Source organism: Rickettsia parkeri, assembly GCF_051427245.1.
GTDB classification, from domain to species: domain Bacteria; phylum Pseudomonadota; class Alphaproteobacteria; order Rickettsiales; family Rickettsiaceae; genus Rickettsia; species Rickettsia rickettsii.
Map to the genome: position 1 here is coordinate 224,124 of NZ_CP195774.1, position 18,546 is coordinate 242,669.

Below are 18,546 nucleotides of genomic sequence, written 5' to 3' on the forward strand. Positions count from 1 at the left end.
TTTTTATATGTTTATTCTATCAAATATGTAATTTTGTACCAATATTAAGGTTATTTTTCTAGATTCCTGCTTTCGCAGGAATGACATTAAAACTAGCCAATAATCAACTATGACCCCAATTTATTACATTAAAGACGGTAACTTAAGTTTTGCGGATAAAGTAATTTTATCTGATTTAGAGCTTTATTTGTACACAGGCGATAAGATTTGTCTTATAGGACGTAACGGCTGCGGGAAATCAAGCTTAATGAAAGTCATATCAGGTGATTATGAGTTAGATAACGGTGCATTATTTCAAGATCCTTTAGTTACAACCGGTTATTTAAGACAAGATATTTCTATAAAAACTCATCTAACTGTTTATGATTTTGTTTTACAACAAACAGATAGTACAAAAGAAATAGATAAATACCAAATCGATATAATTCTAGAAAAATTACAAATCAACGGAACAGACAATTTATCCACCTATTCAGGCGGTCAACTGAGAAGAGCAAGCCTTGCTAAAGCTTTAATATTAGAGCCGGAAATATTATTACTTGATGAACCAACTAACCATCTAGATATTGCAATAATCGAATGGTTAGAAGAATTTGTTAAATCTTATAACGGTGCTATTATTTGCGTTAGTCATGATAGAACATTCCTCTCAAATGTTACTAATAAAATTTGGTGGCTTGATAGAGGAATTTTACGTAAATCCGATAAAGGATTTAAATTTTTTGATGAATGGCAAACAATTATCATAGACCAAGAAGAAGCCGCTCTTCGGAAATTAAATAAAAAATTATCTCAAGAAAATGAATGGTTAAATGCCGGTGTTACTGCTAGACGTAAACGAAATCAAAAGAGACTTGCGGATTTGAAAGCTTTAAGAACAATAACACAAGAACAGACTGCAAAACTAGCTAGTTCAACACAAAGAGTTAGGGCAGAACTTGCCGAAAATATAGCTAAAAGTAAATTCATTATTGAAGCAGATAATATTACTTTTAGTTATAAAAATACTAAAATTATCAATAATTTTAGCTTTCGTGTAAAAAACGGCGAGAAAATTGGTATAATCGGTGCAAATGGCTCAGGCAAATCTACCTTTATCAAACTACTAACAAAACAGCTTACCCCTGAAAGCGGCAAAATTATATATGGCGGTAATTTAGATATTTCATATTTTGATCAACATAGAGAAAAACTAGAGCCTAATCATACATTACAACAAACTTTATGTCCTACAGGCGGTGATCAAGTATTTTTGCCACACGGTAAAACCATGCATGTTGCCGGTTATTTAAAACAATTCATGTTTAATCCTAAACTACTTAATGCAAAAACCGCTATTTTATCAGGCGGTGAAGCTAATAGATTATTACTTGCAAAAATTCTAATTAACCCTGGCAATCTGTTAATTTTAGATGAACCGACTAATGACCTCGATATGGATAGTCTGGAAATTTTACTAGATATACTTACAGATTATTCAGGTACTTTAATAGTCGTGAGCCATGATCGTGACTTTTTAGATAGGTTAGTTACTAGAACTTTAGTTTTCGCTCAAGGTAAAATTCATGATTTAACAGGAGGTTATGAAGATTATAAGCAGTATTTTACTACCTCTCCTATAGCCAAAAAAGCTTCAAAACCACTACCACTAACTTCTCAAAAAGAACCTCTAAATAAAAAGCTATCTTATAAATATCAGCGTTTGCTTGAAACATTACCCAACTATATTGAAAAGCTAGAAATATCCATCAAACACTTAGAAAAAGAACTTGAAGACGTTAATCTATATTTAGATAATCCTCAAAAATATAACCGCATTACTAGCCAATTAATTAATGATAAAAAGAAACTAGACGAGTTATTAAATCAATGGCTAGAAATACAAGATTAATTTTTATTAAAATTTTCTTGACTTAATTATTAACTTTTGTTAACGTTTCTTGGCGTTAATATTAAAGATGATGAGCATGTCTGATATAACAGCTACATTAAAATATAAATTCGATAATTTAAAAGAGCGTCTTAACAATTCTTATTCTCGCTCTCAAATAGAAATAATTCTAGGAGAATTGAGTAGTTTACAAAGCGAAGCAGCTTCATATGGCTTGAATTTTGACATATCCAATCTAAAAGAGACTGCTGAAACTAAGCTCAAGAACTATGAAGTAGAACAATCTATTGAGAAAGCTAGGGTTCAAGAAGAATTTCTAAAATCACAAAGAGCAATAAAACTTGCCGAAGAAGAAAAAGAAATCGCACAAAGAATTGCTGCACTTAATAATTTGCATAATGAATTTATAAAAAATATTACTAAAGATACTAAAAGAATTGAAGAAAGTAATAAGCGTTTAGATAAGATAATAACTAAACTAGAAAAGGAAAACATTATTGATCATGAAGAGTTAAATCGTGAAATATTAACTCATGAAGAAATATTTAAACTAAATCAAGCGTATAAAGTATTACATAAAAACCATAAAAAAATAACTGAAGAACACAAACAAGCACATACAGAATTAAATGAATTAAATAAAACAATAACGAATTTATCATAACAATTACAAGAAAAAGGCTTAGCACCAAAAAAAGTTAAAGAATTAAAAGGAGAATTAGAATTTCACCAAGAAATGTTAAAAATACATAAGGCACATGTAGAGAAGATTGAAAATAGTAAAAAAATATTAGATCAAGAAATTATTAAACATGAAAAAGAACACAACATAAATAAAGATAAAATAAAGAAATTAGGAAGTGATATTAAAGAGCGTTATAAAAAAGAACCAGAAAAATATTTAGATGCATATGAAAAATATTTAGTTCTAAAACATCAGCATAAAGCAATTAAGACAGACGGCGTTGTAAAAGATATAGAGCATCATAATAAAGTACTAAATAAAATTAACGTGGATAAAACTAAATCTTTAGCTAATAAAATCAGAGAACAAACACAAGTAAAAGATACTAATGCTAGGAGTTTATCTCCTGCTCGTACTCCTAATATTAAAGTTACAAATAATAAAACGAGAGGAATTTAACTAAAGTAGTAATTATTATGTCTAAATTTAAAAAATTAACTCCTGAACAAAGAAAAGCAGCTTTAGAAGCTGCAAAAGTACAATTTGAAGAACAACAGCAAAAACATAACGCAATATTTAAAGAAGCTATGCAAGCGAGTAGTCAAATCCACCAATATAATCAAGATTTAGGTAATTGTGTGGATAATGCTTCCAAAGATATCAAACTTGCCGGTAAAGCTTCTAAAGGCGTATGTGAAATAATATAACATTCTAAAAGCTGTAACTATATAGTTGCAGCTTTTGTATCATTTTGAATTAAGCTCGAAAGACCTATTGTCTGTATTTTTTCTGACAATTTAAAGCTAATCTCACCTGGAAATATTACATTAATTTGATCAAGTTTTAAATCTTCTAAAGATATTTGCATTGATTTTGTAATGCTCGGTGTATTTGTATATTTAATTTCAAACCCCAAACGTTTTCCATTTTTAAAAATTAAAAGATCTATTTCCGCTCCATTATGAGATGACCAAAAATAACCTTCTTCGGGTTCGGCTTTATAATATCTAACAATTTGTTCTAAGGCAAATCCTTCCCATGATGCACCTATTTTAGGATGAGTGCTTAAAGCTTCATAATTATTTAAGCCTAATAAAGCGTGATATATTCCACTATCTCTAAAAAAGATTTTTGGAGTCTTAACTTGTCTTTTTTTAAGGTTTTCATACCAAGGCTGCAAAATACGGATCATAAAAGTTCCCTCTAAAATATCTAAATAATGCTTTGCGGTATGATATGAGATAGAGAAAGAATTTCCAAGTTCTGAAGCATTCAATATATTAGCGTGATAATAGCAAAGCATTAACCAAAACCTACGTAACTGCATAGACGGAATTGTAAAACCTAAATTTGGTATATCTCTTTCTAAAAATGTTTTAATGTAATTCTGACGCCATAAAGCACTTAACTCTTCATCATCTGCAAGATATGATAAAGGAAATCCGCCGCGTATCCATAATTGCTGAGTACCTGACACTTCAGATAAGGTAAACGGTGTCATTTCAATATAACCTATTCTACCTGCTAGTGTTTCAGAACCTTGTTTAATTAAGTCTCTTGATGCACTGCCTAGTACTAAAATTTAATATCAGTTGTATCAACAAGAACTCTTAAAATAGGGAATAGATTCGGTTTATACTGAATTTCATCAATAATAACAAATCCTTTTAGATCAGACAAAGCAAGCATCGGTTCATTTAATCTTGCTAAATCTAAAGGATTTTCAAGATCAAAAATATTGATTTTAGGAATATTATAAGCTTCTACGAATTGTTTAGAAAGTGTAGTTTTTCCGCACTGCCTTGGTCCTAACAAGGCACAAACTTTATGAGTTTTAAAATGTTTTATTATTGATGAAAGGAATTGTTTTCTAAGCATTTAAATTAGTACTCTGAAAATTAGAAACATAACGTCTAATTCTCAGTATAGAAAGAAAAAACGACAAAGTCAAAACGCTTTGTCTCGTGCTGCAACTATAATCGCATGTATTTTTTTAAGCGTCCGGTCAAAGTCATCGTTAGTAACTACATAATCATACTCATTAGCATGTGATATTTCGTTTTGTGCCAACTGCATACGTAATTTTATTGCTTCTTCATTATCGGTCGCTCTATTTCTTAAGCGTTGTTCCAATACTTCAATATTAGGAGGCAATACAAATATAGTAACAACATTAGTAGCATTTTTCTTAATACTCCTTGCTCCTTGCCAATCAATATCAAACAAAACATCCAAGCCTTGATTTAATAACATTTCGACATATTCTTTAGGCGTACCGTAATAATTATCGTATATTTTAGCATATTCAAGGAATTTATTCTGCTTAACTAATTCTTCAAACTCTAGACCGGTCTTAAAGTAATAGTTTATGCCCTCTAATTCTCCTAAACGTGGTTTTCTTGTAGTTGCCGAAATAGATAAACGCAAATTATTATCTATTTCCAATAATGCTTTAGCTAAACTCGACTTACCTGTACCTGAAGGGGAAGATAAAATTATAATCAGTCCTTTAGAATTCCTCGAAAGTTCTACTTCTAGAGGTAATTTAGACGTCGCTGCGGCGCTACGTTCCATGTCTCCTTTAAATTCCTCTCTATAAGCGCATTTCTGAAGAACTCTTTTATTTTTTGTTGTCATATTTTATGTTTTATTTCGTAGGTACAGCATATTTCAGAAAGATTTAGACAAGATGCATTTAAATGCAAGCCTGCGAAAGCAGTAGGTAAACTACGTGAGTGAGTACAGGCGAGTCATGCAAAATTCGCTTGTATCAAGCTTTATGAATTATTCTGTACTTTTCTTTTTATTACCTCATCCATAGTACAATTAAAATATTTTGCTATTTTTAAAATAGTATCTATTTCAGGGTTGAATTCACGATTAGCTTCCGCTCTCATAATTCTGCTAACAGTAGTATAAGGGATATTAGTGACTTCGGCAAGATATTTACGATCTATCTTTTCTTGTTTTAATTTTTCTTCTAAAAATTCTTTTACTTTAGTAGCAAGTGCCATATTAATAACCTCTGAATAAATAAAGGATAGATATATACAAAGTCGAGTATTACCAGCCTTGTTACATGGATCGAAAAGCCTACTCAATGTCATTCCCGCGTAAACAAAAATCTAGTAAAACCATATAAAAACAAGTTTTTATATGGTTATTTTATCAAATATATAACTTCTGTAGCAATATTGAAGTTATTTTGCTGAATTCCCACCTACACGGGAAAACTTTGTTGCTAGTATTTTTTATTGTTGTTTGGCCCCCGTGGTCAAGCCACGGGGTGACACAACAGGGGATTGTACCGATCCATGCAACAATGCCTACGCGGTAATGACATAGAGTAAAAAAAACAGACATTACTCCTTAGGCAATAATACTTGTACAAATTCCATTTTAGATAGATCAGCTGCTACGTTTACCATAACATCATGTTCTGTCACTTTAGACACATAGCCCACTAAAATACCTGCAGGATAAATATTACCGTGTCCAGAGGTTACTATCTCCTCATCTTTCTGTACTAAATGATTGTTAGGCAAGTATAAAATTTTACTATTATTATTATTACCTGCTAAAATACCTTGTTCTCTTGAAGAATTAGCTTTAATAGGTATTCTAGAATTAACATCGCTAATTAACATTACTTTCGCATAATTATTACTCACTTCTATTACTTTTCCTACTAATTTTCCTGAATTAACAACGATTTGATCAGGTTCAATGCCTTGCTTTTTACCTGCAGAAATCAAAGCAGTTCTAGAAAAGGGATTAAAGGAAACACTCAGTAATTTAGTAGTAATATATTCAAATTCTTCTTCCTCAGCAATCGTTAACAAATCTTTTAATGCAATGTTTTCGGCTCTTACCAATTCTACTTCACTTTGTAAATGTTGTAATCTTGCTATCTCAAGTTTAAGTTCTATATTTTTTCGTTCTAAATCTTGAAAATAAACAAATTTTTGTGTTATTGAATTTATATATTCAAATATATCTTCATACACTGCTAAACCGATTGATACTATACTACCGGTTACTTCAAGTGATATACTAGATATTTTTTTAGGTGTAGCAAAAAATAAATATACAGACAATCCAAGCCCAAATATAACAAAAAAACGCTTAAGAGTATTTGATATTATTCTTATTAATTCTAATGAATTTGAAGAATTTTTTACTCTATTTGCAAGTATTGCCATTTTTAATCCTGTTTAAATAGTACATGTTTTAGCTTTGTAAAATCTTCAAGTACTTTTCCTGTTCCAAGTGCCACACAAGAGAGGGCATCATCTGCAACTATTACTGGCAATTTAGTGGCTTCACTAAGAACAAAATCAAGATTTCGTAATAATGAGCCGCCGCCTGTTAAAACAATTCCCTTATCAACTATATCTGAAGATAATTCAGGAGGTGTTGCTTCTAGTGCTACTTTTACCGCTTCAACAATTTGACTTACCGGTTCAATTAGACTATCAGCAATTTGTCTTTCGTTCAATATCATTTCTTTAGGAATACCGTAAATTAAATCACGTCCTTTAATTTCCATCTTTCTCGGCTCAACATTTTCATCTACATAAGCCGTACCTATTTCTTGCTTTATCTTTTCGGCAGTAGCCTCACCTATCAATAGGTTATAGTGCCTTCTTATATATGAGATAATAGCTTCATCCATCTTATCACCGCCGACTCTTACCGACCTTGCATATACTATGCCCCCTAGTGACAAAACTGCAACTTCGGTAGTGCCTCCTCCAATATCAACAATCATCGAACCGGTTGCTTCCGTTACGGGTAGCCCTGCCCCGATCGCTGCCGCCATAGGTTCTTCAATTAAGTAGACATCCCTACCCCCTGCACTTTCTGCTGCTTCTTGGATAGCACGACGCTCAACCGGCGTAGAACCGGAAGGCACACAAATAACAATTGTCGGCCCAAAAAAAGAGCGACGATTATGTACCATTCTAATAAAATACTTTATCATTTCCTCTGCACCCTTAAAATCGGCAATAACACCATCTTTTAAAGGTCTTTTTGCTTCAATATCCGTAGGAGTACGCCCAAGCATCATTTTTGCTTCATGACCATAAGCATAAGGCACAAAAGCACCGTCTTTTTTTATTAACGCAATAACAGAAGGTTCCCTTAGAACAATTCCACAATTTTTTTGATAGACAATAGTATTTGCCGTACCAAGATCTATGGCCATACCGGAAGAAAACCCTTCCAAAAATTTCATTATCATTTTATTTTTTCTCTCTAAATTCTAAAAACACTTCTATAGAACTGTTAACAAAATAAACAATCCCATAGTAAATAAAAATTTAATATAGACGAAGTTTAATTTGGAAAAGAGCGAGAAGCCTCGGAATTTTTGACCGCAGCGTAGAATACTACGTGAGGATCAACAATGAGAAGCGACGATGCCAATTTTTCAAATTAAACTTCGTCTATATTAAATTTCTTTATAATGTAACATAATAAAGTTACTAATAAAAAATATTAGCATACTAGGTAATAAAATAGCAGCAATTAAAGACAAATTATTATAAGTAAGTATTTTTAATAATATTTCTGATAACGAATATGCTATAAAACCTGAAAATAAACCTAATAGCAGTATTTTTTCTTGGGAATTATCACGCTGTTTAAGACTAATAAAACAACTTGCTAAAATTACGGTTGCCATCATCATTATAGGCTTAAATAATTGCTTGTAATAATAAATTTGATAATTAATAGCCGGTAAACCTGAATTTAATAATTCATTAATTAATTTAGGTAAAGCCCAAATAGAAACCATTTCAGGACGAATAAATTTATTTACTAAACTATTAATTGATAAATTTGTCTGCATAGTTAAATTATTGTAAGCCTTAGTTTCCCCTTTTGTGAAAACCTTAACTCTATTTAAATGTAACATTTTATTTTCAATAATACCGTATAATGCATCAATTCTCTTTAAAAAAGAATTATTATGATCAACAAATAAAATTGTAATATTATTTAATTTTTTCTCGGCAACATTAATAAATTGTGTTTGGATAATTTGAGTTTCATCATTTAAAGATTCAAAAAATAATAAGCCTGATTTAGATATTATACCCTCACTCAAGGCTTTTTTAGTTAGTTTTGCTTCTAATAACTCATATTTTTGTAAGCCTATAGTACCGATAGGATTCAATATAGTCGTAAAAACTATACCTAACATTAAAGTTACAATACATGGAATAACAAGCACTTGCCAAATATGAATACCGCTAGATAACATAGCCGTTAATTCATTATTTTTTGTTAGATTTCTAAAAAAAAATAACATAGCGGTAAAACTAATTAATGAAGATACTTGACCTAGTAAATAAGGAATCTTATATAAGATAAGTCTCCAAAAAAAACTAAAAGGAACATAAATATTTTTGAATTTTTGTAAAAGATCAAAAACATTTGAGATAATTAATAGCCCGATTAAAAGAAATAATATAATAAAGAAACACTTAGAATATAATTTAGTAAGATACCAAGAAAGTGTTTTTAGATTAATCATTATAAATTCAGTGCTAATGCGAATTTAAATAAGAATTTGTGTGGTGGGGCTGGTAGGACTTGAACCTACGACTACACCGTTATGAGCGGCGTGCTCTAACCAACTGAGCTACAGCCCCTTTTCATTTGAAATTTATATAATTATTATGCAGTTAAGTCTAGTAAAATTTTTATATTTTTGAGGTATCGCCTAAAAAACAGGGCAATATGGTTCAGTGTTTTCATCATTGTGAGGAATTACAAAGTAATTGACGAAGCAATCTCAGGAGTTTGTTGTTATTTCATGAGATTGCCACGCATCCTATGACTTGCAATGACGGTTTGGTATCCACGCATCAACGCTTTCGCAATAATAACATCAAGTTATAAATAAAAAAAGCCGAGTAGTAAACTCGACCTTTTAGGATACTATAATTAGTAAATAATTTTAGTGGTGTACAACTGTTACAGCTCTACGATTATAGGCAAAAGCTTCTTCAGTATTACCCATCATAGCAGGTCTATCTTTACCATAAGAGATTGTATTTAATCTGTTATGATCGATTCCTTTATGAACTAAGAATTTTTTCGCTGCTGCTGCTCTTCTTTCACCTAAACCTAAGTTATATTCTTTGGTACCTCTTTCATCGCAATGTCCTTCAACAGTAACTTTTACTTCAGGATGCTTTGATAACCAGCAAGCTTGTCTCTCTAGTTCTTCTTTAGCCTTTGGTGATAAAGCAGAGCTATCAAAAGCAAACCATACTGCATTTCCTGCATGCTTCTCGAAATCTTTCATTAATGAAGTTTCTTCACTTTGGTTCATATTACCGTCAAATTGCGGTGCTCTTTTTGTTGTATTACACCCTGCAAGCACACATAATGCAAGAAAAACTAATGTAATTTTTGTTTTCATAATTAAACTCCTTGAGATTATAATTTATTAATATTGAATTCATTTTAGCTAGTCATAAAACTAAACTAACCAAAAGCTATGTGAGTTAGTATATATCATTATTTTATTAGTTTAAAGGCTAAAATATTATAAAATGCAATTACTCATGTATAAATGTGGTAAAAATATCATTTAATACAAGTATATACTTTGGATAAATAGATAGATGCAGTTTAATGGGGAAAAGAGGAATCGATTTTGAAGCTTATAACCGCAGCGTATATATAATATGTGAGAATTATAAGCAAATAAGTAGTGTTGCCAATTTTTCAAATAGACATCTTCAGAAACTCGCTTATAGAGAGGAATTTGAAGGAGACACGGCACACAGAACCGCAGCGTACATAGAGGTACGTGAGGATTCGAGTACAGTATCAACGTACAAATCACCTCTAGTAGTAGAGTTTCCGAAGATGTAATACAACGAGTATATTCACCATCTAATGAATGCACTGCCCCAAGTAAGACCTGCACCGATAGCTGAAAATAGTAGAATATCACCTTTTTTTATTTTGCCTGATGCTTTGAGAGTACTCAAAGCAAGCGGAATAGAAGCAGCAGAGCAGTTAGCATGTTTGTCTACGGTTTTCACTACTTTATGCTCTTCTATATTTAATAGTTCAGCGAGTTTATTTATAATACGGATATTTGCTTGATGAGGTATAAAATAATCAATATCGCTTACACTGAATTGATTAGCATGCAGTAAATCTTTTATAGATTGTTGCATTTTTTCTATTGCATGACGAAATAATTTTTGCCCCTGCATAACTATTTTGCCACTAATACCGTTCATACTTACACCACCGTTTGTGTATAATATTTCATCATAATCAGCCCCGCTTGAGAAGATATTACTATCTATTAAACCGGAATCATCACTACTACACTGTAATATTACGCTACCGGCCCCATCACCGAATAAAACGCAAGTAGTCCTATCATTCCAATCTAATAACGACGTCATTTTCTCGGCTCCTATAAGCAAAATAGTTTTATATTTATCTGATGAGATAAGAGAATTTGCTACTTGTAAACCATAAACAAAGCCGGCACATACTGCTTGTAAATCAAAAGACGGTATATTAGTTAAACCAAGATAACCTTGAAGCTTAGAGGCAACCGAAGGGAAGCTATTATCGGGAGTAGTAGTACATGTAATAATTAAATCAATATCATTTACCGATATCCCTGCATCTGCTATAGCTTTTTCAGCTGATTTTAAAGCAAGATGGGAAGTATATTCTGTATCACCTGCTATATGACGCTGCGTAATACCTGTTCTTGTTCTAATCCATTCATCGTTAGTATCTACGAATTTTGCAAGCTCGTCATTACTAACTATTTTTGAAGGAAGATACCCGCCGCAACCAATAATTTTACAGGTCATAAATCTTTTAGGCTACTTCTTCTTCAGTTTTAATTTTCTTTGTTACTACTAGACGATTATTATAAGTACCGTCGACTAAAGAAACGTGATGCGGAAGCTTATATTCACCGGTTTGCGAATCAACTATTACGTTAACTTTGCCAAGTGCTAAGTGCGAACGTCTCATATTACGTCTTGATTTTGATGTTTTTTTCTTTGGAACTGCCATTATTAGCCTCTCTAAATATAAATTAAAAAGTATTTGTCAAATTAGTGAAGCAGTATATTATAATCTTGTAATAAAATCTAGATAAAATTAAACTTATGAAAATTTTTATAACATACATTTTTAGTATATTAGCCTTTTTTTCCTTAAGCAGCTGCAAAACTATCGAAAATAGAGGGCAATCTATAGATGATTCGGCACTTGTAAAATTAGAGTCTAAAAAACTAAATAAAACAGAAGTCGTAGAGTTAATAGGTACGCCTACTATAGTACCGGAATATTCCCAAAATACCTGGTATTATGTTGAAAGAGTTATGTCTCAAAGAGCTTGGCTCAATCCAAAAATTGAAAAGCAGAAGATAGTAAAAATTACGTTTGATGCTAATAATTTTATGCAGGAAGTAGTAGTAATAGATGATTCTCATAGACAAGATATAGAAATAGTCCATGAATATACTAGGACATATGGAACGGAACTTAACGGACTACAAAAATTTGTTAAAAATTTAGGTAGATTCAATAAAACCACTGACGGAAATAAAAACAAAAGCAAAAATAAGAAAAAGAGATAAGTACCTTAATCATCATTGCAAGATGGCTTATCTGTGTAGATACCTAATCGTCATTGCGAGCCATAGGCTGCGTGGCAATCTCATGCAATAACAACAAACTCCTGAGATTGCTTCGTCAATTACTTACGTAATTTCCTCGCAATGACGATTTGATACTCACGCAGGCGTAACACCAACACCCATAAAACAAAAAACTATCTAATATGATTTCGATATTTAGTAAATTAAAACAAAGTTTATCTAAAACTTCTAATAAAATATCGGAAGGTATCGACAAAATATTTTACAAGAAAAAATTAGATGCAGGAACTCTAGAAGAGCTAGAAGAGCTACTTATCTCAAGTGATATGAGTGTTTTGGTAGTAACTAATATTATTGAAGAGTTTAAAAAGGTAAAATTTGACAAAGAAATAGATAGTGATACAGTAAAAGAAGCCCTTGCTAAATTAATAGAGCAGCAGCTATCAAAATCAGCAATTCCTTTTACTTTAAGCGAAAATAAATTAAACGTAATTTTAGTGTGCGGTGTTAACGGAGCAGGTAAAACCACGACTATAGGTAAGCTTGCTGCAATGTACTCGGCACAAGGGAAAAAAGTAGCAGTTGCAGCCTGCGATACTTTTAGAGCAGCTGCCGTAAATCAGCTAAGTACTTGGGCAGATAGAGCAAATGCACTACTTATTACCGGTGAAGAATCGGCTGACCCCGCAAGTGTTGCTTATCGCGGGATGGAAGAATCGATAAAACAAAATATCGATATACTTTTTATCGATACAGCAGGTAGGCTTCATAATAAGAAAAATTTGATGGATGAACTGTCTAAGATTGTAAAAGTTATAAAAAAACTAGACGAGAATGCCCCCACTCATAGCGTTTTAGTCATTGATGCTATTACCGGACAAAATACCTATAACCAAGTAGAACATTTTAATGATGCTACTAATTTGACGGGGCTTATCGTGACTAAACTAGACAGCAGTGCTAAAGCGGGCGTAATTGTCGGAGTAGTACAAAAATTTAATTTACCCTTATACTTTATCGGTATAGGCGAGAAGATAGAGGACTTAAAAATATTCAACCAACATGATTTTGCTAGAAATCTAGTGGGGTTGTGAGGTTTTGCTACATCATTGCCCGCACGAATATTGAGTCGTCATTGCGAGTAGCCGTAGGCTGCACAGTAATCTCATGAAGTAATAATAAACTCCTGAGATTGCTTCGTCAATTACTTACGTAATTTCCTCGCAATGACGATCTAATTAAAAATAAAATCATAAAATGACTCAAAAAAATACCTTATTGCTCATAGACGGATACGGATTTGTTTTTAGAGCCTATTATGCACAACAGCCTTTAACTTCACCAAAAGGCGAGCCTGTCGGTGCTCTTTACGGTTTTACTTCAATGCTGCTAAAATTACTGAGCGACTTTAAGCCTAAACATGTCGCTGTAGTATTTGACAGCGGCGGGAAAAATTTTCGCCATCAGATTTATCCCGACTATAAAGCTAACCGCCCTCCACCCCCTGAAGATTTAATTATACAATTACCTTTAGTTCGTGATGTTGCAAGTAACTTAAATTTTCCTATTCTAGAGAAGAACGGTTATGAAGCCGATGACATTATCGCAACCTTTGCTACTAAAACTGCTGCACTTGGCGCACATGTAGTCATTATCTCTTCCGATAAAGATTTATTACAGCTAATGACTGAAAACATCAAGATATATGATCCGTTAAAAGGGAAATATATTACGGAGGATGATGTGGTTAAAAAATTTGGCACTACTTCTGATAAATTACGTGAAGTAATGGCTTTAATCGGCGATAGATCGGATAATATTCCGGGTGTACCATCTATTGGACCAAAAACTGCAAGTAGTCTTATAACACAATTTGGTTCTGTAGAAAATATATTTAACTCTTTAGACCAAGTCTCAAGCGTAAAACAACGTGAAACTTTACAAAATTCAAGAGAAGCGGCATTAATTTCATGGCAGTTAATAGGGCTTAATTCTAATGTTGATTTAGATTTTCAGCTAAATAATTTAGAATGGTCACCTCCAAATAGCGATAAATTAACAGGATTTTTACAGGAATACGGTTTTAGATCTTTATATAAAAGAGTAGAAAATTTATTGGATATTAAAATTAACGACCACAAAGAGATAGCAGATAATAAAGTAACGGAAATAAAAGAAATTAATAATGCTAATGAGTTAGCAGACTTTGCTAAAGAAGCCACGAAAATAGGAATATTCGGGATATATTTATTACAGCATAAAGGAGCTAATCTTGCTTTTATTTTATCACTGCAAAACCAAAGCTATATTATTAAAATTTCAAACACTTCTCATGATCTATTTTCTTATAATACTAAAAGTAATAACAACTGGTTTTCGGATATAATCTTCAATTTACTAACCGATAAATCCATAAAAAAAATTACTTACTCTCTTAAACCTCTACTTAAATTTTATGCAAACCAATCTCATGACATTACGGCTATAGAAGATTTAGAATTAATGCAGTATGCATTATCTGCTGGTTTATCACAGAAAAATTTATTTAAAGAAGTTTTGAAAGAAACTTGGATAGAAAATATAATTATCGAATCAGCAAAAATAGTAATAAACTTTATCGCACTTTATAAGCAAACTATATGGGAACTTAAAGACAACAAAACCTTTAGACTTTATAGCAACATTGATTTACCTATTTGTTTTATTTTAGATAAAATGGAGAAAGTAGGTATTACAGTAGATGCTAATTACCTAAAACAATTATCCGCTGAATTTGGAACAGAAATTCTAAAACTTGAAGAAGAAATTTTTGCTCTTAGCGGAACTAAATTTAATATTGGTTCGCCAAAACAATTAGGCGAAATCTTGTTCGAAAAAATGCAATTACCTTTCGGTAAAGCTTCAGCTAAAGCAAGCTCTTACTCAACGGGAGCGGAAATACTAGAAAAACTTAGTGAGCATGGATATAATATTGCAGATTTGTTATTAAGATGGAGGCAACTAACAAAATTAAAGAATACCTACACCGATAGTTTGCCGAAACAGATAGATAATATAACACATAGAGTACATACGACATTTTTACAAACTTCTACCACTACAGGAAGACTTAGCTCACAGGAACCTAATCTACAAAATGTACCTATTCGCTCTAGTGAGGGGAATCAAATCAGAAAAGCTTTTATTGCTGAAGAAGGTTATAAATTAATATCTGCCGATTATTCTCAAATTGAGCTTAGAATATTAAGCCATATCGCAAATATAGATGCACTAAAACAAGCATTTATCAATAAAGACGATATCCATACTCAAACTGCTTGTCAGATCTTTAACTTACAAAAACACGAACTAACTAGCGAACATAGGCGTAAAGCAAAAGCTATAAATTTTGGTATCATTTACGGTATAAGTGCTTTTGGGCTTGCTAAGCAATTAAACGTTACTAACGGCGAAGCATCCGAATATATCAAGAAATATTTTGCTGAATATAAAGGAGTGCAAGAATATATGGAGCAAACAAAAGCTTTTGCAAGTAGCAACGGCTATGTCACAAATTGCTTTGGCAGAAAATGTTTTGTACCTCTAATTCATGATAAAAAGCTTAAACAATTCGCAGAACGTGCGGCTATTAATGCTCCGATTCAAGGAACTAATGCCGATATAATTAAAATTGCTATGATCAATCTAGATCAAGAAATAGAAAAACGTAAACTTAAAACAAGATTAGTACTGCAAATTCATGATGAATTACTATTTGAAGCACCGATTGATGAAGTAGAAATTATAACACCTATTATTAAAAAAATCATGGAAAATTCTACTAATATGGCTGTACCGATTATAACCGAAATTAGAGCAGGTAATAACTGGATGGAAATTCATTGAAGGTGTATCATTCCTAGCTAAAGGCGGCGTTATTGCATGACTTGCTGTCATTCCCACAAAAGCGGGAATCCAGAAAAATAACTTCAACATATAATACAACATACATATTTGACAAAATAAGCATATAAAAAATCATATATTAATATAACATTTGAAGAATTTTAAAAGGAGCGTAATGTATGAAAAATTTTATATTTACGTCTGAGTCAGTTTCTGAAGGGCATCCGGACAAAATTGTCGATCAAATTTCAGATACGGTACTTGATGAGATTCTAAAACAAGACCCTAACGGTCGTGTTGCCTGTGAAACATTTGTAACAACCGGTCTAGTTCTAGTGAGCGGCCTAGTACCTATGTGGATATTGAGCAAATAGTACGTAGCAAGATACAAGAAATCGACTATAATAATCCAAATTATGGATTTGACGGTAGCTGTTGTGTCGTAATTTCAGCTATCATTAACAATCACCCGATATAGCTATGGGTGTTGACAATGCAAATGACGATGAAATAGGTGCAGGAGACCAAGGTATGGTTTTCGGTTATGCCTGTAATGAAACGGATAGTTTCATGCCCGCACCGATTTACTACGCTCATTTATTAATGAAAAGGCAAGTATATTTACGTAAACAAAATATCTTGTCTTGGCTTAGACCCGATGCAAAATCTCAAGTCACGTTACGATATGAAAATAACAAACCAATTGCCATTGATACAGTAGTTTTATCAACTCAGCATCATCCGGAAATACAACAAAAAGACCTTATTGAAGCAGTAATGGAAGAAATTATTAAACAAGCATTACCAAGCAATTTACTTCATAAAGACACTAAATACCTAATTAATCCGACGGGTCGGTTTGTTATAGGCGGTCCCGTTGCAGATTGCGGTTTAACCTGTAGGGAAATTATCGTGGACAGCTATGGAGGAATGGCAAGACACGGCGGCGGTTGCTTTTCTGGAAAAGATCCAACAAAAATAGATAGATCGGCTGCTTACATGGCACGCTATATTGCTAAGAATATAGTAGGAGCAGGACTTGCCGATCGCTGTGAAATACAAATATCCTACGCAATAGGCGTAGCTGCTCCCGTATCTGTTTATGCTGAAACTTGCGGTACTAGCACATTAAGCAAAGAACAAATTACTAAGCTCATAACACAGCATTTTGATATGCGTCCAGGAAGAATTATTAAACATCTTAAGCTTCGCACTCCATGTTATCAAAAAACGGCTTCTTACGGTCATTGCGGCCGAGAAGACGCAAATTTTACATGGGAACAGTTAGATAAAGTAGATATATTGAGGTGAGTAATTATTGACATTTATTCGTAATACATGATTATTTTGATCCCTGCTTAACTAGTTAGTTGAAAATATGGTTGAGAATGTAAATAATAATAGAAAGTTCGGTAACTTAGAAAATTATGATAATCAACTTACAAATACTGCTCTAAACAAGAATAACCAAAATAAGCTGAAAGAACATTATGAAAATATCACTCAAGCCTTAAATAACATACGGAAATATGAGTATGAAGCAAAAGCAACTCAGTATTGCGAAATGCTTGACGATACCCGTACCTATGATAAATCCACAAAAGATTATAATTTAGGCTCAGTTCATTTTATAACGGCTAAGCGTATAAAGCTTTAAATCCTGACGAAAATACAGATAAAAAATTAGACCATTTTATGGATGGCTTAGATGAGATTTATAAGCAATCCTTTTTACATAAATTAACTAGCTCAACTGAATTACCACCAGCAGAACAGTTAAAAAAATTTTTAGAAAAAACTACAAATGAAATATATGATAAACTACAAAAAACCGGAGAAGCATATTTATCATATTCTAATGCTCCTACTAATACAGGATTACATACAAATGTTATAAAATATTCTAAAGAAAACGGAAAAAATTATCGTATATATATAATGCCGGTGCTGGGGTAAGAGCAGATAATTCAAAACTAAATCAAACACCAAAAGATCAATTAATACAGGAGTATTAGAAGATAAAAAATAAGAAGTTAAAACCAATAATACATTCAATAAAAATTCAGAACCTAAAAAACAAACTATCAAAAATAAATTTTATAAGTATTTAAGTAAATTAACGAGAAAATTGGGATTAAAATCCATAAGTAATTATTTTAAAGAATTAATTAAAGACCCAAATCTTGAGCAAAATATCAATTTAGAAAAAGAAGCAAAGTTAATAGCAGACAAACATCTACTAACAAAATATATGGAACTTAGCGATAATAAAAATAATAATGCAGTATTTAGCGGTAAAAAAACATCAAAGAATATTACTCAATTATATCAATAATAGATTCATTTTACTGTCAATTCAGGTATTGCCTATAAAAAGTTGACTCAAGGTTTCGATGCTGCGAGGCATTGGCTTTGTTTCA

The 18,546-nt window shown here is 32.1% G+C and carries 17 protein-coding genes, 1 tRNA gene and 3 pseudogenes; 11 read left to right on the forward strand and 10 right to left on the reverse strand.

Annotation, left to right across the window (positions count from 1 at the left end):
- Window positions 1–109: 109 nt before the first annotated feature.
- The 3 genes and pseudogenes from ACSFFC_RS01395 (at window position 110) to ACSFFC_RS01405 (ending at window position 3,283) form a co-directional block, all read left to right on the forward strand.
- Window positions 110–1,891, forward strand: coding sequence for an ABC-F family ATP-binding cassette domain-containing protein (locus ACSFFC_RS01395; RefSeq protein WP_014411058.1), 1,782 nt, complete (start codon window positions 110–112; stop codon window positions 1,889–1,891).
- Between the two features lie 76 nt (window positions 1,892–1,967).
- A pseudogene (roaM, locus tag ACSFFC_RS01400) lies at window positions 1,968–3,035 on the forward strand (actin-based motility regulator RoaM).
- Between the two features lie 17 nt (window positions 3,036–3,052).
- A complete protein-coding gene (locus tag ACSFFC_RS01405) occupies window positions 3,053–3,283 on the forward strand; it encodes a hypothetical protein (protein ID WP_014411059.1) in 231 nt (76 codons plus the stop codon).
- Window positions 3,284–3,300: 17 nt separating this feature from the next.
- Here ACSFFC_RS01405 and ACSFFC_RS01410 read toward each other — a convergent pair.
- The 8 genes and pseudogenes from ACSFFC_RS01410 to pal form a co-directional block, all read right to left on the reverse strand.
- A pseudogene (locus ACSFFC_RS01410) lies at window positions 3,301–4,454 on the reverse strand (ATP-binding protein).
- A gap of 69 nt (window positions 4,455–4,523) precedes the next feature.
- A complete protein-coding gene (gene gmk, locus ACSFFC_RS01415) occupies window positions 4,524–5,213 on the reverse strand; it encodes a guanylate kinase (RefSeq protein WP_014411060.1) in 690 nt (229 codons plus the stop codon).
- 140 nt (window positions 5,214–5,353) lie between these two features.
- Window positions 5,354–5,683: a helix-turn-helix transcriptional regulator gene (locus ACSFFC_RS01420; protein WP_012720019.1), complete on the reverse strand. Its 330-nt coding sequence runs from the start codon at window positions 5,681–5,683 to the stop codon at window positions 5,354–5,356.
- A gap of 255 nt (window positions 5,684–5,938) precedes the next feature.
- The gene (gene mreC, locus ACSFFC_RS01425) at window positions 5,939–6,778 is read right to left on the reverse strand and encodes a rod shape-determining protein MreC (protein WP_014411061.1); all 840 of its coding nucleotides are present in this window, start codon (window positions 6,776–6,778) and stop codon (window positions 5,939–5,941) included.
- Between the two features lie 2 nt (window positions 6,779–6,780).
- Window positions 6,781–7,821: a rod shape-determining protein gene (locus ACSFFC_RS01430; protein WP_004997403.1), complete on the reverse strand. Its 1,041-nt coding sequence runs from the start codon at window positions 7,819–7,821 to the stop codon at window positions 6,781–6,783.
- 210 nt (window positions 7,822–8,031) lie between these two features.
- Entirely contained in the window at window positions 8,032–9,120 is a 1,089-nt protein-coding gene (locus ACSFFC_RS01435) for an LptF/LptG family permease (protein WP_014411062.1), read from the reverse strand.
- A gap of 41 nt (window positions 9,121–9,161) precedes the next feature.
- Window positions 9,162–9,238, reverse strand: a tRNA-Ile gene (locus tag ACSFFC_RS01440).
- A 308-nt stretch (window positions 9,239–9,546) separates the two neighbouring features.
- The gene (gene pal / locus ACSFFC_RS01445) at window positions 9,547–10,014 is read right to left on the reverse strand and encodes a peptidoglycan-associated lipoprotein Pal (protein ID WP_014411063.1); all 468 of its coding nucleotides are present in this window, start codon (window positions 10,012–10,014) and stop codon (window positions 9,547–9,549) included.
- A gap of 215 nt (window positions 10,015–10,229) precedes the next feature.
- Here pal and ACSFFC_RS01450 point away from each other — a divergent pair, with 215 nt between their 5' ends.
- Complete coding sequence (locus tag ACSFFC_RS01450; RefSeq protein WP_014411064.1) at window positions 10,230–10,472, forward strand: palindromic element RPE1 domain-containing protein; 243 nt, start codon at window positions 10,230–10,232, stop codon at window positions 10,470–10,472.
- Between the two features lie 14 nt (window positions 10,473–10,486).
- Here ACSFFC_RS01450 and ACSFFC_RS01455 read toward each other — a convergent pair whose 3' ends face one another.
- The gene (locus ACSFFC_RS01455; RefSeq protein ID WP_014411065.1) at window positions 10,487–11,443 is read right to left on the reverse strand and encodes a beta-ketoacyl-ACP synthase III; all 957 of its coding nucleotides are present in this window, start codon (window positions 11,441–11,443) and stop codon (window positions 10,487–10,489) included.
- 7 nt (window positions 11,444–11,450) lie between these two features.
- The gene (rpmF, locus tag ACSFFC_RS01460) at window positions 11,451–11,651 is read right to left on the reverse strand and encodes a 50S ribosomal protein L32 (RefSeq protein WP_004997395.1); all 201 of its coding nucleotides are present in this window, start codon (window positions 11,649–11,651) and stop codon (window positions 11,451–11,453) included.
- Between the two features lie 95 nt (window positions 11,652–11,746).
- Here rpmF and ACSFFC_RS01465 point away from each other — a divergent pair, with 95 nt between their 5' ends.
- From ACSFFC_RS01465 to ACSFFC_RS01495, 7 genes and pseudogenes are all read left to right on the forward strand, one after another.
- Window positions 11,747–12,220 carry an outer membrane protein assembly factor BamE gene (locus ACSFFC_RS01465; protein ID WP_014411066.1) on the forward strand — a complete coding sequence of 158 codons (474 nt, stop codon included), beginning with the start codon at window positions 11,747–11,749 and terminating at the stop codon, window positions 12,218–12,220.
- A gap of 203 nt (window positions 12,221–12,423) precedes the next feature.
- Entirely contained in the window at window positions 12,424–13,335 is a 912-nt protein-coding gene (ftsY, locus tag ACSFFC_RS01470) for a signal recognition particle-docking protein FtsY (protein WP_014411067.1), read from the forward strand.
- 163 nt (window positions 13,336–13,498) lie between these two features.
- Window positions 13,499–16,126: a DNA polymerase I gene (polA, locus tag ACSFFC_RS01475; protein WP_014411068.1), complete on the forward strand. Its 2,628-nt coding sequence runs from the start codon at window positions 13,499–13,501 to the stop codon at window positions 16,124–16,126.
- A 179-nt stretch (window positions 16,127–16,305) separates the two neighbouring features.
- A pseudogene (gene metK, locus ACSFFC_RS01480) lies at window positions 16,306–17,437 on the forward strand (methionine adenosyltransferase).
- A 67-nt stretch (window positions 17,438–17,504) separates the two neighbouring features.
- The gene (locus tag ACSFFC_RS01485) at window positions 17,505–17,783 is read left to right on the forward strand and encodes a hypothetical protein (RefSeq protein WP_014411069.1); all 279 of its coding nucleotides are present in this window, start codon (window positions 17,505–17,507) and stop codon (window positions 17,781–17,783) included.
- 38 nt (window positions 17,784–17,821) lie between these two features.
- A complete protein-coding gene (locus ACSFFC_RS01490) occupies window positions 17,822–18,082 on the forward strand; it encodes a hypothetical protein (protein WP_014411070.1) in 261 nt (86 codons plus the stop codon).
- 172 nt (window positions 18,083–18,254) lie between these two features.
- Window positions 18,255–18,461 carry a hypothetical protein gene (locus ACSFFC_RS01495; protein WP_014411071.1) on the forward strand — a complete coding sequence of 69 codons (207 nt, stop codon included), beginning with the start codon at window positions 18,255–18,257 and terminating at the stop codon, window positions 18,459–18,461.
- The last annotated feature ends 85 nt before the right edge of the window (window positions 18,462–18,546 follow it).